The 24904-nt window shown below is 45.6% G+C and carries 21 protein-coding genes; 7 read left to right on the top strand and 14 right to left on the bottom strand.

Going from position 1 to position 24904, the window contains the following annotated elements:
- Nucleotides 1–124: 124 nt before the first annotated feature.
- The 8 genes from PAEAM_RS09230 to PAEAM_RS09195 all read right to left on the bottom strand — a co-directional run bounded on the left by PAEAM_RS09230 (nt 125) and on the right by PAEAM_RS09195 (nt 12693).
- A complete protein-coding gene (locus tag PAEAM_RS09230) occupies nt 125–2083 on the bottom strand; it encodes an ABC transporter permease (protein WP_100527284.1) in 1959 nt (652 codons plus the stop codon).
- On the bottom strand, nt 2058–2828 hold the full coding sequence (locus tag PAEAM_RS09225) for an ABC transporter ATP-binding protein (RefSeq protein WP_017687815.1): 771 nt from the start codon (nt 2826–2828) through the stop codon (nt 2058–2060). The genes PAEAM_RS09230 and PAEAM_RS09225 overlap by 26 nt, the downstream gene beginning before the upstream one ends.
- 190 nt (nt 2829–3018) lie before the next feature.
- Nucleotides 3019–4017, bottom strand: a complete 999-nt coding sequence (locus PAEAM_RS09220; RefSeq protein ID WP_100527283.1) for a sensor histidine kinase — start codon at nt 4015–4017, stop codon at nt 3019–3021.
- Nucleotides 4014–4727, bottom strand: a complete 714-nt coding sequence (locus PAEAM_RS09215) for a response regulator transcription factor (RefSeq protein ID WP_100527282.1) — start codon at nt 4725–4727, stop codon at nt 4014–4016. The genes PAEAM_RS09220 and PAEAM_RS09215 overlap by 4 nt, the downstream gene beginning before the upstream one ends.
- Nucleotides 4728–4810: 83 nt before the next feature.
- Nucleotides 4811–5785 carry a diacylglycerol kinase catalytic domain-containing protein gene (locus PAEAM_RS09210; RefSeq protein ID WP_100527651.1) on the bottom strand — a complete coding sequence of 325 codons (975 nt, stop codon included), beginning with the start codon at nt 5783–5785 and terminating at the stop codon, nt 4811–4813.
- A 71-nt stretch (nt 5786–5856) separates the two neighbouring features.
- Entirely contained in the window at nt 5857–6900 is a 1044-nt protein-coding gene (locus PAEAM_RS09205; protein ID WP_100527281.1) for an SPFH domain-containing protein, read from the bottom strand.
- Between the two features lie 457 nt (nt 6901–7357).
- On the bottom strand, nt 7358–11719 hold the full coding sequence (locus PAEAM_RS09200; protein ID WP_100527280.1) for a glycosyl hydrolase 53 family protein: 4362 nt from the start codon (nt 11717–11719) through the stop codon (nt 7358–7360).
- A 257-nt stretch (nt 11720–11976) separates the two neighbouring features.
- Nucleotides 11977–12693, bottom strand: coding sequence for a YceI family protein (locus PAEAM_RS09195; RefSeq protein ID WP_100527279.1), 717 nt, complete (start codon nt 12691–12693; stop codon nt 11977–11979).
- Between the two features lie 192 nt (nt 12694–12885).
- Between PAEAM_RS09195 and PAEAM_RS09190 the strand changes: the two genes are divergently transcribed.
- Nucleotides 12886–13572, top strand: a complete 687-nt coding sequence (locus PAEAM_RS09190) for a response regulator transcription factor (RefSeq protein ID WP_036613325.1) — start codon at nt 12886–12888, stop codon at nt 13570–13572.
- Nucleotides 13557–15023, top strand: a complete 1467-nt coding sequence (locus tag PAEAM_RS09185) for a HAMP domain-containing sensor histidine kinase (protein ID WP_100527278.1) — start codon at nt 13557–13559, stop codon at nt 15021–15023. The genes PAEAM_RS09190 and PAEAM_RS09185 overlap by 16 nt, the downstream gene beginning before the upstream one ends.
- Nucleotides 15024–15118: 95 nt before the next feature.
- On the opposite strand, the gene PAEAM_RS09180 is transcribed toward PAEAM_RS09185, so the two are convergent.
- Nucleotides 15119–15931: an AAA family ATPase gene (locus PAEAM_RS09180; RefSeq protein ID WP_100527277.1), complete on the bottom strand. Its 813-nt coding sequence runs from the start codon at nt 15929–15931 to the stop codon at nt 15119–15121.
- Nucleotides 15932–16495: 564 nt separating this feature from the next.
- Here PAEAM_RS09180 and PAEAM_RS09175 point away from each other — a divergent pair.
- Together PAEAM_RS09175 and PAEAM_RS09170 are read left to right on the top strand one after the other, a co-directional pair.
- Complete coding sequence (locus PAEAM_RS09175) at nt 16496–16648, top strand: DUF1540 domain-containing protein (RefSeq protein ID WP_076209985.1); 153 nt, start codon at nt 16496–16498, stop codon at nt 16646–16648.
- Nucleotides 16649–16850: 202 nt separating this feature from the next.
- Nucleotides 16851–18308: a 4-hydroxyphenylacetate 3-hydroxylase family protein gene (locus PAEAM_RS09170; protein WP_100527276.1), complete on the top strand. Its 1458-nt coding sequence runs from the start codon at nt 16851–16853 to the stop codon at nt 18306–18308.
- A gap of 20 nt (nt 18309–18328) precedes the next feature.
- Here PAEAM_RS09170 and PAEAM_RS09165 read toward each other — a convergent pair whose 3' ends face one another.
- Genes PAEAM_RS09165 through PAEAM_RS09155 form a run of 3 tightly spaced genes read right to left on the bottom strand, consistent with a single transcriptional unit; the run spans nt 18329 to nt 20212 of the window.
- Nucleotides 18329–18895: a nitroreductase family protein gene (locus PAEAM_RS09165; protein ID WP_100527275.1), complete on the bottom strand. Its 567-nt coding sequence runs from the start codon at nt 18893–18895 to the stop codon at nt 18329–18331.
- A gap of 52 nt (nt 18896–18947) precedes the next feature.
- Nucleotides 18948–19754 carry a hypothetical protein gene (locus PAEAM_RS09160; RefSeq protein WP_100527274.1) on the bottom strand — a complete coding sequence of 269 codons (807 nt, stop codon included), beginning with the start codon at nt 19752–19754 and terminating at the stop codon, nt 18948–18950.
- 5 nt (nt 19755–19759) lie between these two features.
- The gene (locus PAEAM_RS09155) at nt 19760–20212 is read right to left on the bottom strand and encodes a flavodoxin (protein ID WP_100527273.1); all 453 of its coding nucleotides are present in this window, start codon (nt 20210–20212) and stop codon (nt 19760–19762) included.
- A gap of 226 nt (nt 20213–20438) precedes the next feature.
- Here PAEAM_RS09155 and PAEAM_RS09150 point away from each other — a divergent pair, with 226 nt between their 5' ends.
- The 3 genes from PAEAM_RS09150 to PAEAM_RS09140 all read left to right on the top strand — a co-directional run bounded on the left by PAEAM_RS09150 (nt 20439) and on the right by PAEAM_RS09140 (nt 22573).
- Complete coding sequence (locus PAEAM_RS09150) at nt 20439–21302, top strand: class I SAM-dependent methyltransferase (RefSeq protein ID WP_017687801.1); 864 nt, start codon at nt 20439–20441, stop codon at nt 21300–21302.
- A gap of 2 nt (nt 21303–21304) precedes the next feature.
- Nucleotides 21305–22036 (top strand): RluA family pseudouridine synthase, encoded by a 732-nt coding sequence (locus PAEAM_RS09145; RefSeq protein ID WP_100527272.1) that lies wholly within the window; start codon nt 21305–21307, stop codon nt 22034–22036.
- A 192-nt stretch (nt 22037–22228) separates the two neighbouring features.
- Nucleotides 22229–22573, top strand: a complete 345-nt coding sequence (locus PAEAM_RS09140) for an MGMT family protein (protein WP_036613313.1) — start codon at nt 22229–22231, stop codon at nt 22571–22573.
- 104 nt (nt 22574–22677) lie between these two features.
- Here PAEAM_RS09140 and PAEAM_RS09135 read toward each other — a convergent pair whose 3' ends face one another.
- Nucleotides 22678–24189, bottom strand: coding sequence for a DHA2 family efflux MFS transporter permease subunit (locus PAEAM_RS09135; protein ID WP_100527271.1), 1512 nt, complete (start codon nt 24187–24189; stop codon nt 22678–22680).
- Nucleotides 24186–24632, bottom strand: a complete 447-nt coding sequence (locus tag PAEAM_RS09130) for a MarR family winged helix-turn-helix transcriptional regulator (protein WP_036613308.1) — start codon at nt 24630–24632, stop codon at nt 24186–24188. The genes PAEAM_RS09135 and PAEAM_RS09130 overlap by 4 nt, the downstream gene beginning before the upstream one ends.
- Nucleotides 24633–24904 lie beyond the last annotated feature (272 nt).

The following is a 24904-nucleotide window of genomic DNA, read 5'->3' as shown; positions in this document are numbered from 1 at the left end:
ATTATAATCTGTGAATACATTCATCTTATCGCAAGAAAGCCCGCGTTTCCTTGATCTGAATCAAGAAATGCGGGCAATGAACAAATCATGGGTCGGTCCTCATGACCGCTTGTTTCTAAGATGGTCACACCATCATTTTACGCAAAGAAGCGATATATCTCGAACGTATAATGATAAAATAAAACGTCTGTGCAAGTACAAAGGCACCAAATACAGTCAACACGGGCATCGTATAATTGGTAATACCGAATTCAGTCAGGAATGGCTTAACCACCACCAAAGTTTCAATGATAGCTACTCCGATCGGTAAAAAGAACAAAATGGCAATCTGAACGGTGGATGATCGTTTCATCTCCTGGAAACTGAGACCCATTTTCGAAAGAGAATGCACCATCTTTCCATCCGCTTCAAGATCGGTATGCAGTCTGAAATACAGAAAGCTTGCAGAGGAGATCGAGAAGATTAATCCGATAAATATGCCCAGAAAGGTAAAGAGTGCTGTAGCCTGTCTGTATCTCTCAAAATCTCCATATCGAGTGGTCAGAAATCCGGAGTAATTCTCATCCGAAGCATTATCGCTTCGAATGGTATCTGCGGACGACAGTAGCTGATCGCTAACCATGGCTTCCGAGGAGTGCCGGTCAGGTACAGCATGACCCCATGCCGGAATCTGGTACAGAACTTTGCCTGATAACCTATTTGCATTGAACTGTTGTGTGATCTCTTCAAACTTCTCATCTGGGAGAACGACTACACCTGTAGAATAGATCAAGGTTGCGAAACGTGGCTCTACATCCGTAGCTGTAACTCTTGCTTGCAATGAGCCATCCTCCAGACTCAGAGTCAAGGTTTCTCCTTCCGCATAATTGCGAAACCTGTTGCGATCGATCTGAGCCTGATCCTTCTCATTACGGGAATCTACGAACAATGCTGAGTCTGAATCCAATTGGAATGTCTTTTTTCCTAGGATTGTATTGAATCGGTTGTAATAACTGAGCGGCATGACCGAGACAGCACTCTGATCCGCATCAGACCAAAAGTACTCCAGATACACTTGCTGATAATTCAAGCCTGCTGCTTCAAGTGTCGAATCAATAGCACTCATATCCATTTGATCCGAAGGTGTGTACACATTGTATTTGATTGGAAAATCGTTATTGGTAAACTGCTCCCGGTTCTCCTGATCCAGTGACAAAATTACAACTGCACTCATTGAAGCAATCGCAATCACCACGGTCACCATAAAGAGCATGCGGGCATTATCCTTCATTTTATAGCTCATCTCTGAGATCCATAACAGACGTGTACCATGCCATACGGTTTTACGATTACGCTTCAATAAACGGATGATGAGCACGGAAAGTTGTGAATAGAAAAAATACGTCCCGGCTATCCCTGTTACTGCTGCAATCATGATGGTTCCGCCATTTAACCCGTTACGGAGTACCACAAATCCTACTGTAAGTAATGCAAAACCCAGAAGTGAGAAGAACCATGAAGCTTTGGGCTCTTTTTTAGGTTTGTTGGTTCCCGTTAGAAGTTCTAACGTCCGTTTATTTCCGATAAAAACCAGTGTGAAGAGTGAAATGCAGAAAAATAATAACAGAAAGGCCCCGATCGTAATCAGAATCGCCTTCACGGGAAAATAAAAGGGCAGATCATCCATCCCGATAAAACGAGTAGTTAACATCAGGAACAGCTTGGACAACAACATACCTCCGCCGATACCGGCAATAATGGACAGGGAGCCGATCAACATATTCTCCAGAATGACCAATCTCCGAATCTGCCTGGGCTCGGCACCAAGTATGGTCAGAATGCCAAACTCTTTATTCCGTGATTTGAGAAAAGCACTGATGGAATACATGACAAAGAAAAATGCAAACACATATACGATAATCGAAGCGATCTGCATTCCCGTAGCGGTTGTGTCACCCATCGGCAACTCTGTCACATACGGATGATAAATGAACACCGCATAAGCGAAGAATATCATGACCATAAACACACTGCTAAGAAAAAAAGCAATATACGCTCGCCCGTTCCGGCGAATGTTATTAAACGCGAACTGAGGAAAGCTCATGTGAATTCCCTCCCCAGAAGGATAAAGTATCAATGATCCGCTGGAAAAACGTCTGTCGATTATCTCCGCGGTGTACCTCGGCTGCCAGTTTTCCATCCTTGATGAACACGATACGGTTGCAATAACTTGCAGCAAGCGGGTCATGTGTGACCAACATAATGGTTGTTTTCTCCTGCTGGTTAATCTGTTCAAGTGACTCCATGACCGCTTGGGATGACGTAGAATCCAGGGCACCGGTGGGTTCATCCGCCAAAACAATCGAAGGCATATTGATCATGGATCTCGCAATGGCTGTCCGTTGTCGCTGTCCGCCCGAAATTTCGTAGACTCGTTTATCCAGAATATGATCAATCCCGAGCTTCGCTGTAATGCGATGTAGTCTGCTCTCCATCTCCTTCAGCTTGACCTTGTCCAGTGTCAATGGAAGTACAATATTCTCAGCAACAGTCAGCGTGTCCAACAGATTGAAATCCTGAAAGACAAATCCGAGTTCCCGACGTCGGAACATGGCAAGTTCTTTCTTTTTCATATCAAACGGGTTCATGCCATTAATCAGCACCTTGCCTGAGCTGGGTTCATCAATGGTGGAGACCATGTTTAACAATGTGGTTTTGCCACTGCCCGACGGGCCCATAATACCCACAAACTCACCTTGCTTGATTGTCAGATGAATATCACTAAGGGCTTGAGTCTGCACTTTGCCCTGATATACTTTGTTCAGTCCCGATACCTGTAACATTTCCATTCGTAATTCCCTCCTAATCCATCATTCTTTATACGTTAATTCTATTCTTATCCTAACCAACCTCCCCTAACGGTGCTATCGAATTACCTTAAACTTCTCTTACAACGCGTTTAAGGTTTTGTTCCCCTGCCTCCTCTATCACAGTTCTGTGCATTAAAAAAAAGCACCTCGCCCATGGGCAAAGCGCTCTTTACTTCGGATATTTCGAATGAATCCAGCTGAATCTGACCAACGTTCCCTCATTTGGCTCCGAAAACAACTCCACACGGTTATCCAGTCGGGCACTGATCTCACGAACCAGATATAATCCCATTCCAGTAGATTCGTGATATTGTCTGCCCCGTTCGCCTGTAAAATAGGGATTAAACACGCGATGAATATCTTCGGACGAGATGCCGATTCCCTCATCCTGAATGTCCAGGATTGTACGCTCTTCCTGCTTATAGCCTGTAATGATCACTTTTTTGCCTGATTTGCTATCGGAATAGTTCACGGCATTGGTCAAAATCTGGGTGAACATGAACCGCAGCCACTTGGAATCACTGTATATCTGAAGGTCACCCTCCATACGAATATCCGGTGTAATGCCTCTGCGAATAAACAAACGTCGGTTCTCTGCAATGCTACTCCGAAGCACTTCTTGCAAAGACAACAGCTCCACACGAAAATCCCCTTCAAACTGTTCAAGCCTTGATGAATGCAAGACCATTTCAAGTCCTTTGCGCAGCTTATCCAGCTCATCCTGAATACTGCCCGCCGTCTCATCTTCTACATCTTCCAAGGTCAGTTGGATAATGGACAACGGGGTCTTCATCTGATGAACCCAGCGATTCATGAATACCACCTGCTGTTCCTTACTGGTACGTAACTGACCCATCTCGTTCTGCCGATTACGCTCCAGTTCATGTAATAATTCCTGGATGGCTTCCGCCACGACCGAATTTCCAAGCGTTTGGAAAGGCTCGTTTACAAGTTTACGTGGTTGTTGAAGTAGACGGTAATATGCTCGCAACTGGAAGTAACGAGTGACCAGATAAACCATCAATACCACGATACTGATCAGCATGCCATAGAGAACAATCTTCATCGGACGGCCCTCACCAGAGAGCCAGTAGACACACGGAACCAGCAGCATCTGTAACACATAAAATCCGACTAACATCAGGTGGTCTTTCAGGAAAAGTCTCATTTCCCTTTCCCCTGTGCGGACGAATCCAGATCCAACACACGATAACCCGCTCCGCGAACCGTCTCCAAAATCTCTTCTGCACCCAGCTCCTTCAACTTCCGGCGAACACGTGTAATATAGACATTCAACGTATTATCATCGATAAAATGCTGATCTTCCCACATCTGTTCTAACAATTTTTCTCGGCTGACAACTCGCCCTGCCTTCGCCATCAGCGCTTCCACCAGTATCGCTTCCTTCTGTGTCAGCTCGGTAGAACGCTCATCATATTCCAATACAAATCGCTCAGGATAGAGGATCATGGGACCATTCTTCACTGTTACTTCCTGTTGAACAGCAGCGTAAGAACCATAGGCTCTGCGCAGCTGACTACGGACTTTGGCAAGAACAACTTCATATTGAAAAGGTTTTGTAATATAATCATCCGCTCCATGTTCCAACGCCATAATCTGATCCATACCACTATCACGAGCCGATATGAATAAAATGGGACATATGGAATGTGTGCGTATCTGCCTGCACCAGTAGTATCCATCATATTGAGGCAAATTCACATCCATCAGCACAAGGTCCGGCTTCACTTCCACAAATTCATCCAGTACATGACGAAAATCATCTGTGACCTGTACCTGGAATCCATTTCGGGTCAGATAAGCCGCCAGTAATCCTGCTAACTTGGCATCATCTTCAACCAACAATATCGACTGCATCGTTAACCCTCTTTCCGTTTCCTGACGTCAGTGTATCACATCTAGTTACCCATTCTAGTCGGAAACGGCTTGAAAATAAAGGGTCAGACCACCAGACGTCCCCTCTTCTCTGCCAACCCGATGATAGCTTCCACCCCTGAATTAAACTCAAGAAAATCCTGCTCGACCCCATCGCTGAAAATAACACCGTCCTCCGGCATCTGGGATACAATGTGCAATGGCTGCTTTGAATGGATCTGTCCAAATACCAGATTGGCCGCAGTCGTTCGGCTCGGGAACGGTTCCCGTACTGAAAAATATAAATAAGGCGCATCCCAGTTAAAATGATTCAGATCTTGCCTGCTTCCATGAATGAATGCTGATGCTGTAGCGACCTCCACTTCGGAATTCATGTTCTGCCATGCAGCGGACCCTACAATTCCGGTGGCTCCGGCCAGCACACTTTTGAACCAGCCTGTCGACCCCATGCCTGTGGATACAATAATACCACTGGAAGATTGTTGTTCTGCGGATGTACCCAAACGCACTTCATAACGAGCCGACACATGTGTCTTCCGACCAATGAACAGATCATTCACACCATATAGATACTGTCCATCATTGAGTTCTACTTTGGCGAGAGTGACTTCTTTCAAGGTTCGTTGCTTTCGAATGACATCAGGGACAATGAAGCTGAGATCCTCTACGGTAAAAGGTAATAATACCCCGTCCCACCGCATCGGATCCGGATTCACACCAATGAGCGGTTGCTCGGTCACATACTTGAGGGTGTTGGCTACAAGCCCATCCTGTCCAACCACGACCACGATATCCTGCTCTCCAAAGATAAAATTGGGCACATGTTCTCGATCAATCGTCTGAACCCGTCCCAATTGACCCAGTTGCTGTTGTGCCTGCTGCACAGATTGCCGATAACGACGGTCTTCCTCCATATAATCACTGAAATCTGCGCCCAGACGTTCAATATAGAACTGAGCTTGCTGCACCGTGTTATATCGAACCACCAGTTCCTCCAATCGGGTCCGGCGCTTCACCAAAATCAGCTTGTGTTCGCTCATTCGATCATCAGCAGCAGGCTGCTGACGTACAGATTTCCCTGCCTGCTCTGCTTGCTCTCTTCTTCCTAATCTCATCTCGCTCGACCTCCCTGATCTCTGCCCGGCGCAGGAGACATTAATCCCTGTAACAGATCCGGCGAGATATTAAGTTGCCCAATCTTGCCTGCATTTTCAGCCAGTTCCTGGAACGCTAGTGCGATCAGCTTATCAGAATTCATGCCCATATTCGCCATTGCTTGCAGTACATTCGGCTGTACATTTTGCAATGAATTCATTACGGCAGCAATCTCATAGGCTTTGGCATCTGCTTCGGCATTGTGATTAGCAATAGTTAACTCAATCAGTTGCTGCTTCCGTTCCTCCATCGCTGTATTGAACTGAAGCTGCTCCTGCTCCATCTCGTTTTGTTTCTGTTTCACCGAGCGTTCTGTCTGCAATTGGGTCTCACGAATTTGCTGTTTCTTTGTCTCTACGGCAATTTCGGTGTTCAGTTCGTTCTCTTTCACTCGTCTTTCCTGTTCAATGGAGGCATTGCGACGTACATAGAGCGCTTCATCTGCCTGACGCAAAATCTCTTCCCGCGCTTGTGCTTCCAATGCACGCATCGTCTCTTTATTAGGCAGAATGGCCAGAATCGATAGACTCATCAACTCAACGCCCAATTTCTCCAACTCTTCACTTTGCACAACCTCGCGTTTCATGCTGCTTGCCAGCCGTTCACTGGATTGAATAGCTTCTTTCAGCGGCATTTGCTCCAGATGTTTCTTGGTTAGTACTTTCGCTGTGGTGATCACCCGTTGATCCAGCTTGCCGGGGTCGTCGGAGATATACCGATTTTTGCGCAAATTGTACGTGTAATTCAGGCTCTGGGTTATTTTCAAATAATCCACAATGCGATAACTTAATTGCCCCTGCACAGTAACCGTCTGATAATCCGCCGTAATCTCTTCAAACATGAACGGTACATCCACCGAGGACACGGGTAGAACCACTACCGATGTGGTCGGCTCATAATAATAGAAGGACAATCCTACACCTTGACGTTGTACCTCACCATTTTTTACCTTCATGACATATTCACTGGGTTGAAATTTCGCAAATCGGAATCCAAACATAGCTCATTCCCCATTTCTTTAATATTGTCGTTTTGATATTATCGAAATGATAACAAATGAATTCGATATTGTCAATACGACATTAACAAAATGTTTATATGCCTATTTAAAGAAAGCGGGTCCGTTCTATATAAGTTGAACTAAAGATTATTTACACTGACACTCCGATGACAGAATAACCTTCTAATCGCTGTTATCCCCAGATTTTTTCGATTCCCTTTTCTAAAGGGAAAATCCGGTGATAAAGGCGAACGCTTCGCTTTTTCAGTTTTTTCTGTCCTCTCCGTTATCGTGTAAATCAATAGTTAAACTTATATAATCTCTTTTCACAAAAAATAAAGAGACCGAATCATATGATCCGATCTCTTTACCTGCTTTGTTATTTTCTATTCATGAGTGTTGATAATGCCACCAAGCATCATCCTTCATAATCAAAAGCGGGCTTTTTGAACTACCTCTAATACAGTTGTTCCATTAATCTGGCGATTGCAACAGCACCCTGTGCACGGTTCGCTGTTTCTTTCGGAGCAAACGTGCCATCAGGCATGCCATTTAACAGTCCAAGTTGTTGCATCGAGGCTACAGCTTCTTTGGCGTATGCCGCGATCTCAGCATTGTCTACAAACACCATATTTCCTTGTACAGCATTGGTCGCATCCTGATCATGTTGCACAACCTTCAGTGCTCTGTTCAGCATAACGGCCATGTCTTCTCGCGAAATACGTTCATTGGCTCCAAAGCTTCCATCCGCCCGGCCTTGAATAATGTTCATTTCAATTCCGAGTCGTACTGAATCGGCATACCACTGCCCTTCCTTCACATCCGTTGGGACTGAAATAGATGGATCCGGCTGGCGTGTATCACCAATACCTTTAATAATCATTTGCAAAAATTGTGCTCTGGTCAGTTCACCTTGCGGGGTAAAACGAGTTGCACTCATCCCCGTAATAATTCCCTTACCGTATAGGTTCTGCACTTCTTGGAGAGCCCAATTGTGATTTTGCAGATCATTTAATGGTACTTCAACTTCTGCAATGACATAACTGCCGGATTCCAGCGGTTTAAACGCCATCGTTTTGGTCTTATCATCGTACTTGGAATACGTAACAGGCTTCATTTCTCCACTTGTGGATATGGAATGCACGACCATAACTACATCATTCTTCTTAGGCTGCTCTACATTGGATAGGGCAACTTCAACCGCTCTGTTTGACCATTGTAATGGCTTACTGTTCATTAACAGATTCACATCAACAATTGTATGATTAACGATCGCTGCTTTTTGCGATGTAGTCAGTGTATCTGTCGATCCTTTTGCCACTACGATGTCGAACGTTCCCGCAGTCTCCGCAATGGTTAGCGGGAGTGATTTTAGAGGAACACGAACGGTAGTCTGTCCTACGACTACATCCAGAGATTTCACTTCCTCGGAACGAATCCATGCCGCCAGTTGACTTGCAGCCAATTGGAATGTGACTGTCTTGGCTGTGTCAGGTACATCTGCAAGCAGCTTCAACGTACGATTTCCTGCATCCATGGATTGCAGTGCCTGAGTTAATTGGGATACATCTGGACGAATGGAATACTTGTCATTCCCGGTTGCTGTTCCTTTTACCGTTATTAGACCCTTAACTGGCGGATTACCAGGTTCAACCGGTTGTGTTACAGCCGGATTCCCCGTTGAAGGGGCTGTTCCCGGGTTGGAAGGTTGTGATGGCTGGCCAGGGCCAGGTGTTACATCTTGACGTACAAGCTTACTCACAGCATCTTGTAACGCACGATCCGCATTGCTTACATCTTGCGTTGAAGATTCAACATCCAGAATGAATGCCTTCGCTTCAGAAAGTGCCTTACTGAATACATTCCAGCTTGATGTCGTGTATTCGGTTTGCTTTAATTTCTCAGCGGTATCTACAGTAGCTTGCAGTGCAGATTTGTCCGCCGGGAACGTACCATATGCTTCAAATTCCATGAATCCTACCCAGGTGGGACCTGTTTTAATCGTTACCCGAATGTAACGGCCCTCCGTGCCTTCTGGAAGTACATGGCTAGGTGCGGTCGATACAACAACATCACTTGTGGTGTCCACTACTTTCACAAAATTTTTGTTATCGTTGGACACTTCGATCGTATATTTGATGCCGCCACTCCACATGGACATCTCGATCTTGCGCAGGTTTGCGACTTGCCCCAAATCTACTTGCCACAAGCTGTCAATACTCTTATCGGTCCCCCATGAAGTGTTCGGATTGTTGTCAATTGCACCTTCAGGAGAGTTGGCTTGATTACCTCCTGTCCCTGCACTGCTTGAAGCCGTTGCCGTTTTTCCCGTTGTTAAAGCCTCTAGAGAGACCAGATTAGTAAAGGCTTGCTTCAACGTACTCAGTGCTGAATTCACCTCAGACTGTACAACAGCATTGTTATCTCGGACCTGGATCGCTGCCTGTAAAGACTGTTCCAATACAGACCAGCTCCGGCGTGTATAGGAAGATTTAGTCTGCTGCTGCATTTGTTGAATGTACTGGTGCAGTTGTGTTTTGTCTACATTGGATAGACCTTGAATGGCATCATGCAAACGTTTAACCGCTGTATTCGCATCAGTCTGTGTTGCTCTTGGATCATTCAAGACCTGCTCAGCGCCTTCCAGCGCTTTGGTCAATACCACCCAAGTGGCCGCAGACCAGTAAGTCTGCTGATACGTACGCGCTTCCGCTATTTTGGCTCTGAGCTCGTCAAGCTGCGGGGCGATAACCTGCATCTGCTGCATCACACGTTCCAATGCTGCTGTCGCTGCATCTGTATCTGCTTGAGTCACCCCGCCCGGCGTGTATGCCTGTTCGTATACATCATTCGCTGTCGAGATTGTCGGAGCCAGAGTCACCCAGCTTTCCGGAGTAAAATCAGTCTGTACCAATGATTTGGCTCGTGTAAGTGCCGCATCCAGTTGCTGGCGGTCTGCGGGCAGAAGCTCCAGTCCGCGTTTGTACACATCAAGGGACCATAACGCTCTGCCTTCATAAGAATGCCCGCCGTTGGCCGGAAATTCGTCGTAATCAAACATGGCTTGGTTCTCCCATGCATTCCCTTCAGATGCAATCCAGCCTACACCGGCCGGAATCCAAGCTGGCTCCCAGTAGAAGAAACCTGCGCCATGATTATCTGGCACGTTCGCAATCATGTCCATAATTCCGGCAATGGCATCATATTGACCTTGAACGGTTGCGGGGAAGTCTGCTCCCCCAACATGAAGCGCTTCATCTGATCCAATGATGTTACCGTGTGCATCCCCGTTTTTGTAGGAAAACGGATAGGACGTTTCAGCGATAATGACATCTTTGCCAAACTCGACTGACACTTCATTCATCGTTTTCTGTACATCCGCAAATGTCCCATGCCAGAACGGGTAATACGATAGTCCGATAATGTCATAGTCCAATTTGCCTTTCCGTAACTCTTCAAAGTACCATTTAAACGTATCCACCTTGCCACCTTCAGCCAGATGGATCATAATCTTCACCTTATCCGCGTTATCGGTGATCTCTCCTTCTACTGCACGTACAGCATCAACTCCGCTTTTTAGCAATGCAACATTTTGCTCGAAATCCACGTCACTGCTCAAGCCGTTCAGAACACCACTGTTGATCTCATTACCGATCTGCACCATATCAGGCATAGCGTTTGCGGCCTTCATCTCACTTACAACTTCATACGTATAGTTGTATACGGCCTGCTTCAGCTCTTCGGGCGAAAGACCTTCCCAAGCTTTGGGACGAAGCTGCTGGCCCGGGTGCGCCCACTCATCCGAGTAGTGGAAATCCAACAGGATCTTCATACCTTTTTTCTTCACCCGCTCGGCCAAACGAATGACATCGTCCTTGTCGTTGTATCCCCCTGATTTCTGTGGATCATTCCACAGACGAAGACGCACATAATTGACACCGCGATCCTTCAGGATATCAAGCAAGTCCCTTTCAGTGCCATTACTATCCAGATACTTCCCTCCATTAGCCTCAATGGCGGTTAACGTGGAAATATCCACTCCTCTTACGTAATCCGTCCGATATCCTCCAACTGTTACAGTGGCCTCCGGTTGAACAGGGGCTCCATATACTGCACCCGTCACGGTAAAGCTGCCCGCATGTGCGTACTCTGAAGGGTCGATACTGTCCCATTCTACTGGAACCGAACCAGATTTGTCGTTCAGATACTGCGCTGTCACTTTTGTCGGCAGAACAGGAGCAACCCCAGCCACTGTATTGACCTTAACGGGATCGTAACTTGTAATGGTTGCTGGATCAATTTCTTCCTCTTCTCCCCAGACTTTAAGCTCGGATATCCCGGGCCACCAAGTTGCTCCCGCATAGTACGGAATCGTAACCTTCACATACTGGACAGATGTACTGGTCTGGAATTCTTCACTAGCAACAGTCTGTTTTATTTCGTTAGTCGTTTGGTCCACAACAGTCGACCAGTTGTTACCATCATCAGATACTTCAATCAAATATTTTACAACTTGGTCTTTGTCCTTCCAAGTCAATTCCGCTCCGGAAAGCTCATATGGCGCACCTAGGTCTATGGTCAACCAATGAGGATTGCTTTCAGAAGAAGGTGAGCTCGCACTCCAGTGAGTATTCACATCACCATCCACCGCCTTTTCTTTTTGTCCCTCATACAATAGATCTTGCTCACTTACCGTAACCGCCTTGTTAAGTGCCACGTTCACTTTTGCATCTTCTGCAGCCGCTGGACGAACCATCAACCCCAGATCACAGAACAGCATTAGTAATACCAGACACCCGCTTATGTAACTCTTATTCACTCTTGATCTCCCCCTTTTTGTGTTTGATTGTGCATGGATCAATGAATGTTATGAATCCTCCTCATTGTAAGCGCTTAATAGTGATAGGCGACACGGCATAATCCAAAGGAAACAGCAGTTATTTTAACAATGTGATCCTGTGATAGTTACATTTGAGCTATATCGATCACGCTATTTTGCAAAAGAAAGCAAAAAATCTGTCCGTCCACCCTAAGGCAGAACAGAACAGATTCTCAGGTATATGATCATTGTTACACTTATTTAGTAAGTTTCAATTCAAGTTGTACCTGGATATCATTTTCAGTCGAGAGCACAACGGAGTGTGGATTTTCCATTCCGAAATCTTCGAACGTTACCATCGATGTTGCCGACAACAATACTGCATTATTCTCATAAGCAGCTTTTGCGTCAAAGGTTACTTCTTTTTCAATACCTTTAACCGTAATGGTACCATTCATTTTGATATCAACCGTTTGACCGACAGGCCATTCCGCAGGTACCCCTTCAAATGAAGTCGCTGTAAATGTAGCTTGTGGATATGTAGCGACATCGAAGAAATCGGCTTGCTTCACGTGACCATCACGCTGTCCATTCCCGGAATCAATTCCGTCCATCTCGATCTGTCCTTCTGCCTTCATCTGAGCAGCATCATCTACATTAATTGTCCAATTGCCTGTTACCTTCTCGTCCACAAAGTTAACTGTCTCCTGTGATGTGGTTACGGAGAAGTATACTTTGGAACCTTCGCTGATGCTCCAGTCTCCATTCAGTTGCTCTGCTCCAGCAGTTTCATTGGCTACAACCGTTCCTGTGCTATCTACAGCTGTGGTGGAAGTCGCTGTGCTCGCAGGAAGCACCTGCTCAATCTCCACGTTGTTGCCTAAGTAACTGTTTGTGATATAGTAACCACCGCCACCGATTACGGCAACCGCCGCTACACCTGTAATAAGCCATGCTTTTGCTTTCTTGTTCATCTCTATGTTTCCTCCAGTACATGATTGTTTAGGTTGCTTCTTGGAGTGAATCATATCAATTGAATGTGTCAGGAAGAAGTCAAGATAAGACAAGTCACATATTTTTTTGAAATTCGTAATACAGGATTGGCTTTACGCTCTTGCTCATGTAAAATCAGTACAAGTTTACAAAGCGAAAGGAGAACGCTTTTTTTGAAATCCATACTTATCGTCGAGGATGAGCAAGCTATTGCACGAGTATTGGCCGCTTATCTGAGAAAAGCAGAATTTGAAGTTCATCATGCAGCAGATGGACCGACTGCACTTACCCTTTTTGATACCGTAACGCCTTCCCTTGTATTACTTGATGTGATGCTGCCAGGAATGGACGGATGGGATCTGCTGCGAATTATTCGTGAAAAAAGTGCTTGTCCCGTGATCATGCTAACTGCACTGGATGACATTTCAGACCGTCTCAACGGACTAAATGCCGGTGCTGACGATTATATGAGCAAACCTTTTGTACCGGAAGAAGTGGTTGCCAGAGTTAATGCAGTGTTGCGCCGTAATCCACATTGGACCTCAGGTGGCGAAGAGAAGCGTTCTTTTGGAAATCTCGTCATTGATCTTGCTGCCAAGCAGGTGCTGCTGAACGGTGCAGAGGTTGCACTCACACCTCGTGACCTGTCGTTACTGTTCTTCCTGTCCGATTATCCGAATCGCACATTTACCAGAGATCATCTTATTGAACAGGTATGGGGGATGGACTATGATGGCAGTGATCGTGCTGTGGATCTATCGATTAAACGACTACGTCAAGCCCTCTCCCACTGGTCGCCAGAGACGGGAGAAATTCGGACGTTGCGAGGAATGGGGTATCAATTTTGGATCGCCAACTGAAACAGAAGAAACCCAAACGAACGATATCCATTCTGTCACACTGGACACTGCGATATTTTCTCATTTTGTGCATTGGTTTCACGATTATTGTGGCAGGGGCTCTCTACTGGATTCGAACAACTTCCATTGAGAAAAGCCTCAAAACCGCAGAACTGCTTGGTCTGGAGATTGCCGATCGAGTGACCAGTGAGAATAATATGCTTCGAGTTCCACCCGATCTGGACAGACTGGTAACCAAGCGAGAGAAACTATTTAACACAGATCATTATTTTTGTGTCATGATCTTGGACAATAACAATCAATTGATCTTTTCCCAGCCTAAAATGGAGCAAAAAGATGTGCATTATCGACTGTCAGACGACTATCTTGAACCGCGAAACAACAAATATGCAGGTGTAACGGTCAACATATCCGAGGGCGATCAAACCTTGGGCAAAGTGTGGGTCATGCAGTCCAAACAATCCATTACATTTGGTCCAGAGACGATATGGCTCGTGGCTCTAATCCTCGGAGGACTAACCCTCTGTGGATGGTTTACAATCTATCTCCTGTCCAAAAAGTTATCCAGACCGATTCGTCAGGTCGCCTATGCCGCTGAACAGATTCGAGGTGGCAATTATGATGTGAGTCTTGACTTGAATACACGAGAACGTGAGATCAATGAACTTGTAAATTCATTTCGCGATATGGCCACTCGTCTCCAACAACTTGAAGAATGGCGTACACTTTCGCTGGCAGGGGTAAGTCATGAACTCAAGACACCGGTAACTTCCATCAAGGGGCTCGTTATGGCAGTACGTGACGATGTCGTGAGTCCACAGGAAGGTAAAGAATTTTTGGATATCGCTTTGAAGGAATCTGAACGCATGGAGCGAATGGTCGCAGATTTGCTTGACTATAACGCCATGGCTGCAGGAAGTGTTGCCGTTCGAAAGGAACGGACGGATCTGAAACTGTTGGTCGGTGAGATCATCTATCAGTGGAAGATTGCGTACGAGGACAAAATGCCAGAGGTTCAGCTGCACGCCCCTCCAATTAACTTTTTTACCATGGGGGATGCTCTCCGCATTCAGCAGATCATTGTCAATTTGCTTAATAACGCACTTCATGCCACAGCTCCTGAACAGAAGGCTGTCTTCGATATTTATCTAAGTACAGAAGAACAGATGCTTTACGTTGATGTTAAGGACCACGGCACAGGCATCGCAGCCGAAGAACAACCCAAAATCTTCGAACGGTTCTATCGTGGAGAACTCAAAAAACGTCGTAACCGCGGTCTGGGTCTAGGATTAACATATAGCCGCCTACTCGCTCAGGAACAGGGCGGTGAACTGACACTTGTCTCCAGCAGCCCGGAAGGTAGCATGTTCAGATTAAGCCTGCCACGCTGGACTGCAACACAAGAAGCTATGAATACTGAAAAAGCATACGGAGCAGCCGTTAAAGTATAAAGCACCTCGCTAACATGACAATTAGCCCAGAACTCCATTCAGGAGACTGGGCTAGTTCAACGTGTTCCTTGTTGCTTTATCCAGAATAGAAGCAATCAACACTCTAATACACGTGGTCTGTATTCATCGTAAGCATCCGAGATCAGTTGCTTATGAAGTGCACTACTGGCAATGATTGCTTTCCGCTTTGCTTTCAGAACGATCTGCTCTATATCCGCATAACTGCACCCAGTCAAGCGTTCACATATGTAATCTTCCAGCCGAGTCTCCTGTTCAAATGCCCCTACCAATTTGCTGATATACAATTTGCGACTCGAATCATCAGGCATACCGTAGGTCATCTTCGTATCAAACCGCCGCCAGATGGCGTGATCCAGTTGGGTTTCCAGATTCGTTGCAGCCACCAGAATGCTTTCCCCATCGAATTCGTCCAGACACTGCAACAATGTATTCACGACACGAGCCATCTCTTTCACTTCATCATTGCTCTCACGTGTCCGGCCTATGGCATCAAATTCATCCAGAAATAACACACAGGGATTCATTCGTGCATATTCGAATAACTTACGTACGTTACTCCCCGTCTCCCCAAGATGGCTATGAATGATCGCATCTAATCTCACAAGAACCAATGGCAGATCAAGGCGCTCCGCCAGATGTGATGCCGTTAATGTTTTTCCCGTACCGGGAGGCCCGAACATGACCATTTTGTTAGGGATTGATACATCATGCTCTCTGAACTTTTCTTTCATGCCCAGGATGGTGACAAATTCATTAATGATGCGTTCATTTTCAGCGGAAAATACAATATGCTGGGCTTTGCGTCTACACTCTTTCGGCGTGTAAAAAGCAGCCATATCGATCCCTTTTGCGCGGGGAATCCGGTTCATATGGTTTATTTTGCTCATGTATACACATGCTCCTTCATTTATAGTTTCAGTCCGTGATTCAAGTTATATAAGTTGAACTAATGAATATTTACACTGACCACTTCGTTGACAGAACAACCTTCCGATCGCTGTTATCCCCAGATTTTTTGATTATTTCCCTAGAGGGGAAATCCGGGGATAAAGGCGAAGTATATGCTTCCGATGCAGCTTTTTTTCCAAAAGCCTTTAGCTCCGCTCCTTCAGGTTCTTTCTGTCCTCTCCGTTTTCGTGTAAATGTTTAGTTCAATTTATATAGAATCAATCAGACTTTTAATCGTAATTATTACTATTAAATAATAACATACTACTGCCTTTTTGCAAATATAACCACAGCACGTCCACTATTTTGCCACAGATGGGGGCATTTGGTTGCAAGCATCAAGAAAATTTGCTATTCTGAATATGCATCGTTGTGTATAACGCAAAAAAGCCCTCCGAATTTCGTGAGAGCAACAAAATTTTCCAGATTGACAAGCGGCAACTTGTTATATCCGAATTCTTTATACCAACGACTGTAATCCAATTAAAGTGAGGTTAACAATCATGGCAAAAGACGTATTGTGTGAAGTTAATTCCTGTCGTCACTGGGCTCAAGAGAACAAATGTAACGCTTCTTCGATCTACATTGTGAGTCACAGTAACAAAGAAGCAAGTCAGTCTGCTGAAACAGACTGTAAGACTTTTGAAGTAAAATAAGTAATTTCATGTGATTCACTTAAAGGAGCCCTTACCGGTTCCTTTTTTCTTTGTCTATTGTAACAAGAATGATAATTATTATCAAGCCCTATTCTGTAAAAATCCTTCTCACCTCTTCAATGCACATTGGACAGATGACCTACGTACACTACGTAAGAAGTCAGTATGCCCATGAACGATTAGAACCAAGAGGTGAATAACAATGCCTGTTAAAAGTGGCACACAGTATCGCGAACGAATTGATGCACAGTCCGTCCCCTGCTGGTACAAAGGTAAACTTATTACTGGAAAACGCTCTGAACATGTAGCATTTGCTGGTTTGATGGAGACTCAGATGTACATGTATGATCTGCAATCTGATCCTAAATTTGCAGAAACGATGACGTATGCCTCCCCGGCAGACGGCAAACCTGTAGGCATATCCTTCCTGCCTCCAACCAGTGCCGACGACCTCCGTAAACGACGGGAAGGGATGAATATCTGGGCAAATGTGCATCATGGCTTTCTTGGTCGCTCACCCGATTACATGAATACAGCCATAATGTCCTTTTACACAGGTGCCGATCTCCTGAAAGAATTATCTCCCCAGTATGCAGAAAATCTCAAAAATTATTATGCGTACTGCCGTGATCATGACATCACACTATCCCATGCCTTCATTCAGCCATATGCCAGCAAAATCTCAGGGCAATTGGATGCTACGGAGGATGCTATTGCCGCAAAGGTCGTAGATCGCACTGAGGAAGGTCTCATTATTAGCGGTGCATTCATGATGGCTACACAAGCTGCCACTTCGGATGAGATTTTTGTCTATCCGTCACCTTCTCCCGCCCCATTTGATGACGAAAATCCATTTGCCTTCTCTTTTGCTGTCCCCAATGATCTTCCGGGAATTAGTCTGGTATGTAGGGATACCTACGCAGCCGAATCTCACACTAATTATCCGCTGAGTTCCAGGTATGAAGAAATGGACAATATCGTCATCTTTGACCGGGTGCTCGTTCCGCATGAACGAATATTTTTTGCAGGAAGTGAGGAAATGTCCTCGCGTCTCTTCAGTGGTAGCAACTTTCATATTCATGCAGGTCATCAGGTATTGTGTCGTTATATAGCCAAGACGGAATTTGTTCTCGGTACAATCCAGCTTCTCACGGATACGCTGGATCTGAATACGGAAGCACATGTTATAGAGAAATCTGCACGTGTGTTCGCAGGTCTTGAATCGTTAAAAGCATTGGCCTTGGCCGCGGAGGCAGGTGCCATACCTGACGGAAGAGGATTTGTATTACCTGCACCCAAACCGTTGATGGCAGCCAATCTCCTCTTTCCGAAACTTTATCCTGAGATGATTGAAATTCTGCAACTCTTGGGTTCAAGCGGGGTGATTATGATCCCTCAGGAAGAAGAGTTTCAATCCGATATCGCTCCTTCACTGAATATATATCTGAAAGGGAACGATATGGCTTCTCACGAACGCAACGCTCTGTTCCGCCTGATCTGGGAGCTTGGGTCTGGATCATTCGGGGGCAGACAGACCCAATTCGAACGATTCTTTTTTGGCAATGTCCTTACAGTATCCAATCGGTTGTTCTCCGTCTACAACAAAGATCAGACGAATCGTCAGCTCGTTCGTGATTTTCTATTCAACACCAGCAAATAAGAGAACTAATGAATCATTTTTTAGACCAGATGGTCATAAACCGTCATCAGTTCAGAGGCTGGTCTGCTTGCATCCATATCCCGCAATGCAGGCTGGTCTCCGTAACCGATATGGAATACCCCCAGCACCTTCTCTTCACTTGTCAAACCCATCAAATTCATAAACACAGGATGTTGTTGATAATCATTGATCTTCCAGACCGCATTCAATCCCTGTTCCGCAGCCAGAATACTAAAGCGTTTGCTCCAGGCTTTGGCAGGCAGAAGATCATCCTCACGGGCATTTTTAGGCGCCACGACAACCAGATGGGTAGGGATTGCTTCCGTGTATTGATATGTAGCCCAATCGCCGTAGCGATCAGCCAGATGGGGTGGATAGCTCTGTCTGACCGCTTCCAGATAAAGCTGTCGTCCTTCGCCTGCAAACAACATAAACCTCCAGGGTTCTGAACTCATTACATATAATGAAGGATCTGCTTCATCAAGCAACTTTCGTATAACCGACTGGGGTACTGGCAACGGACTGAATTCGCAAGTTCCTGCACGTCTCTTGCCGCTGCTTATATCTTGACCTAGACCGGTAGACATGGCAACTTTCCCTCCTCTATCTGCATGATATATTGTTATCCTTCAACTGTCTTCACATCAACCATGTTTTCTTCGGTTCAATAGCTTCCGTTCTCCAGCGATCTACCTCTTCGTGTATGCGCGCTTTATCACGCGTCGTAAACTGTTCTGACTCCACCACTTCTGCTTGCGGCATGCTGTCACGTATCAAGCGAATGTAGTCCATGGAACGTATCAGAGACTGGCGTCCAGGGATGTACCTTATTTTGCGTCCTTCCAACAAACAGTATATCTCGATCATACCCGGTAATTTTCCGAAGGCTTCCCAGCAGAATGCACTGACCATATGCTGAAACGCCTCAACTACGTTTGGATCATGGACAACCATATATTTCTGAATAAGCAGCGAATCCCAGCCTTCGGGTTGCCAGGCCGCCTGAAATATCATCGATAAATGCATGGATAATGAAGGTAACTCCGTTCTCCACTGTTCAAAAAGAATGGCTGGATGCTTCAAATCATCGTTCATTGCAATGGCGAGTGACAATTCATCCGTAATCTTGTTCTTCACATCCCAGTAATGGAGAACAGATTCGAAACCATCCGTCTTTCTGGGCCACCACTTCTCAAGTAAATACTGTACGGGTACCTCTTTGCGAACATCGGGGTCGAGACTGTAAAAAGCATTGACCGCATGGCTCACCGCATATTGTACACGGTGCCTCCATTGCAGTGGAAGACGCTGCTCAGACACTGGTTCAGGGCGGATGAATCGGTGTGGGCTGCGCAGCATTTCTTCCAATCTGTAATCTTCAAGCAGACGTCCAGGAAGGTCATTCCTTCCGAATGGCATCGCTGCCTGAACATTATGTCTTAACATGATCTTTAGGATACCTGTAATCCGGCAGCAGCGAAGCGTTTGCCAAAGTCACGGCATGTTTCTTTCTCCTGCTCAAGCGGACTGTATTCAATTTTCAACATCTCTGGAGATACCTCCGCCCCACGCTCCTGCAGCTTGGCAGCCGCCAGATCAACTGCACCGCAGAACTGCTCATACGAGGTGTCACCACTACCAAACACCGCAGCTCTCTTACCACTCAGGTCAAGCTCATCCAGCTCCTCATAGAAATCAAGGAATTCATCTGGCAACTCCCCGTCTCCCCAGGTGTACACACCGATCATGAATCCGTCATAGTCAAATACATCAGATGCATTACAATCCATTACGGATTTCAGATCTGCCTCGTGGCCTCCCTGTGTAATTCCTTCCACAATCAGTTCTGCAATTTCTTCTGTATTTCCCGTCATGCTCGCATAAGCCACTAACAATTTAGCCATCTATTTTTCCCTCACTTTATTTGATCATGTTATATTCTCTCTATGAAGAAAGAATGAATTTTTGATTAACAAAATCATATGTGATAATGATTATCATTGTCAAATTAAATTTTTGGTTATCTTTGTTTTTCAGTATATGGCGCACTCCCGTCCCCCAACTGGCGTCCAAGCCCTTTTTTGTTGTACAATAGTATCCAAATGACTTTTGAAGGATGGATAAATCATTATGTACGTAGCTAAGAATTGGAAGGACTATGAAGTAATCGATACAGGAGGCGGCGAGAAACTGGAGCGTTGGGGAGATGTGATTTTACGCAGACCCGATCCACAGATTATCTGGCCCCTTGAGCAAGAAACCAATGAATGGCGTCAGGTGCATGGTCACTATCATCGCAGCTCTTCCGGTGGCGGTAACTGGGATATGAAAAAGCCCATTCCCGAGCGCTGGACGATCGGATACGAAAACCTGAAATTCCACATTAAACCTACCAGCTTTAAGCACACTGGCCTATTCCCTGAACAAGCCGCCAACTGGAGCTGGATGATGGATAAAATCTCCAATGCAGGACGCCCTATTTCTGTCTTGAACCTGTTTGCCTATACAGGCGGAGCAACGGTAGCTGCTGCTTATGCAGGCGCATCTGTTGTGCATGTGGATGCAGCTAAAGGCATGGTTCAATGGGCCAAGGAAAATGTTCAATTATCCGGACTGGCTGATCGCCCTGTTCGTTTTATTACAGATGATGTTTTCAAATTCGTACAGCGGGAACAACGTCGCGGAAATCGTTACGACGCTATTATTATGGACCCTCCTTCATATGGCCGAGGCCCTAATGGAGAGACATGGAAACTGGAAGAGAACCTATATCCTTTCCTGAAGTCCTGTATGACGATCTTGTCGGATAATCCATTATTCATGCTGGTTAACTCCTACACTACGGGCATTTCCTCTACGGTTCTGCGCAACATGTTGACCATGACGATGTCTGCTCAGTACGGTGGTGACATTACTGCAGGTGAAATTGGTCTGCCGATCACACGCAGTGGTCTGGATCTGCCTTGTGGTATTCTGGGCCGTTGGGAGTCTTAATCATGTCAGAACATCGGCATGATCACGATGCGATTCCGATTCTGTTCGAAGACAACCATCTGTTAGGCATTACGAAGCCGGTCAATGTACCTACCCAGGAAGATTCATCAGGTGATCCGGATTTGCTTACATTGCTGAAGCAGGATCTGAAAGAACGATACAACAAACCTGGCAATGTTTATCTCGGGTTAGTACACCGACTTGATCGTCCTGTTGGTGGGGCAATGATTTTTGCCAAGACTTCTAAAGCAGCTTCGAGATTGTCCGAGACTGTGCGGGGACGTCATTTCCGTAAAATATATGCAGCTGTTGTACACGGCAAGTTGCCTGCACAGCAGGGAACGTTAAAACACACGCTCCTGAAAGATGCACGTACAAATACCGTTACTGTTGTACCTAAAGGTACGGCTGGCGGTAAGGATGCCGTTCTGGATTACCGTGTTATCGGCGAGACAGACCGTTACAGCCTCGTCCATATCGAACTGCACACCGGCAGATCTCATCAGATTCGGGTGCAAATGAAAGAAATCGGCTGTCCTCTGTACGGGGATCAGAAGTACGGCGCAAGCGTGAATAAACCCGGGCAACAGATTGCTCTATGGTCGGCGATTGCTGCTTTTCCTCATCCAGTTACTAAGGAAGAAGTTATTCTGCAATCTTTGCCTGCAAGAGAATTCCCCTGGGCAGAATGGCCCGCTGCCGTGTACCAAAAAGCTTTTGGACAACCTCAATAAGTACGTGTTCAAAAGACTGGTTTTCAGTACCGTTACGATGGGATCAGAAGCGGTATTATCGAACAACTTCTATAAGTGCACAGGATCAGGTTACATCTGTCCATACAACGTGTCGTTCAGATTCTGTATCTGAACGACACGTTTTTTCATATTTTCAGCTATATACCTAAGATACAGAGAGGAGACATCATGATGACCCCGTTTACCAAACAAGTCGTTGCGATCATCGCGGCGATTCCCGAAGGTAAAGTGATGACTTACGGTCAGATTGCAGCCCATGCCGGAAGTCCAAGAGCCGCGAGACAAGTCGTACGTATTCTGCACTCGATGAGCCGCAAGGAACGTCTGCCCTGGCACCGTGTCGTCAATGCAAAAGGCGAAATCTCCATACCGGACGAACACTCGCGCATGATGCAGGAAACAGAACTGATTAGCGAAGGTGTGGAGTTTCAACTAAACGGAACCATTAATCTCAAACAGTTCGGTCATGAGCCCGATCCTGTATTTCTTATCGATCCAACGATCCAGCCCGAATAATAAAAGTACTCTCCTCTATCGCGCACACCAAAAAAAAGAGAACTCAGGCAGTTAGGGTTACCCCTTCGACTGCTAGAGTTCTCTTTTTGGTTTTCTGATATTCGTTATGCAGTAGCCGTCGCTTTTTCCTGTTCTACAGTAACAGGTTCAACAGCTGGTTTTGTTTTCCGAATAAAGAACGCCATGATCAAAGCAACCACGGTCATTCCGGTAGCCACGATGAATGCATAGTTAACGCCGTAAATCGTTGCATCTGCTGTAGCTGCTAACATCGCTGTCTTATTATTAGGGTCAACTTGGCCAGCAGCCACTGCATCCGCCAGATGTGTTTTGAGCTTACTACTCATGATAGTAACCAGAATGGCTGTACCGATCGCACCGGCAACTGTACGCAATGTATTGGACATCGCTGTACCATGCGCGTTCAGACGTTGAGGCAATTGATTCAGACCTGCTGTCTGGATTGGCATCATCAGCATCGACATACCGAACATACGAGCCGTGTAGATAAACATCATGTAGCCGTAGGTAGTATCGATTGCCAGGCGACTCAGTCCAAAAGTTGTAATTGCCGTAATGGCAAGACCTGCAACCGAAAGCCAGCGTGCGCCCACTTTATCAAATATGCGACCTGTAATTGGAGACATAATCCCCATCAATATCGCACCGGGCATCATCAGAAGTCCTGATTCAATTGGTGAGAATCCACGAATGTTTTGCAGGAAAATAGGGAGCAGGATCATACCAGCAAACATCGCCATTGTCACGAGCATATTGATAATCGTTGTTAATGTGTACATGTTGTACTTGAAAATACGGAACTCAAGGAGCGGATGATCTGTTGTCAGTTGACGAATAACGAACAGAATCAGGGATATCGCACCTACGACGAGACATCCAATGACAATTGCACTGCCCCATCCATCGGTACCCGCATCACTGAATCCGTAGAGCAAACTACCAAAACCAAGTGTAGATAAAATAACGCCTGGATAATCCAGTTTAGGTCTGGACTGACGTGTTACGTTTTTGACAAAAGCAATACCAATTGCCGTTGCAATAATAGAGAATGGCAAGATGATGTAGAACAACAATCTCCAGGAATAATGCTCAACCACATAACCTGAAAGTGTAGGCCCAATCGCAGGAGCCAGAATCATCGCAATCCCCATGGTTCCCATGGCCTGACCGCGTTTCTCAATCGGGAAGATGGTCAGGAATACAACGGTCATCAGAGGCATCAGGATACCTGCACCTGCCGCTTGAATGACACGACCTACCATCAGAATGGTGAAGGTTGGACTAAGACCACAGACTAATGTACCTATGGTAAAGAGAGTCATGGCTGTAATAAAAATTTGACGTGTTGAAAATTTGGCAATCAGATATGCCGTAATCGGAATCAGTACACCGTTCACAAGCATGTAACCCGTAGTTAACCATTGGGCTTTGTTTGCATTGATCGCGAGGTCTTCCATGATTTTAGGAAGCGCTACGTTCATCAGGGTTTGGTTCAGGAATGCCACAAAGGCACCAATTAACAATGCCGCTACAATTGGGCCTTTCTTGATGTTGTCCATCGCTGAGGATGGAGCTGCAGCAGTAGTCGTACTCATATGTTGTTCATCTCTCTTCCTTCTAACTTTTCAATCATTTGACTATGAATTCTAAGTAGGTGCTCAAGGTCTTCCTTCGATATGTCCAGAATGGGTGATACTCTTTCCATCCACAAATGGTGCGTTTCCTGTTGGGCCTGTTCCCCTTTATCCGTAATCTGAAGCTTAACGGATCGGCGGTCAGCATCCGAACGTGTCCGAACGATATACTCGCCTTTGACGAGCCGCTCCACAACAGCGCTCATGGAACTGCTGCCCATATGGCATAGCTCAGCCACTTCGTTGATGCCAATGGAAGGACGCTCCCTCAGAATGGATAACACCATAAACTGGATCGAAGTCAGCTCGATCTCCTTGTTTTCATTCCAAAATGCTCGAAAAAGCATTTGATTCACTTGGCGGAACGAATTAATAATATAGAATACTTCATACGTATCAGTCATTGTTTCACCCTTTTACTTTTGTAATATAATATTTCGTACACGAAATATCAGGGGAACAATTATTTATTATAACAAAAATATTTACATAGTCAACTCTTTACATATGAATTCACAAAAATAATATTAGGACATACTAACTGTGCTACAGCCATGCCTTTACCCAACTAACCTGGACACAGTGTGTAGCATATGTAATTTGTAAATAAAATAACCATAGGGCTCCTGCATGAAACGAGCAGGCACTCCTATGGTTATTCAGAAGAATCAGCATG

Source organism: Paenibacillus sp. GM1FR, from assembly GCF_002803315.1.
Taxonomy (GTDB): Bacteria; Bacillota; Bacilli; order Paenibacillales; family Paenibacillaceae; genus Paenibacillus; species Paenibacillus amylolyticus.
The sequence above is the reverse complement of the archived record's forward strand: the minus strand, read 5'-3'. Positions and strand labels throughout refer to the sequence as shown.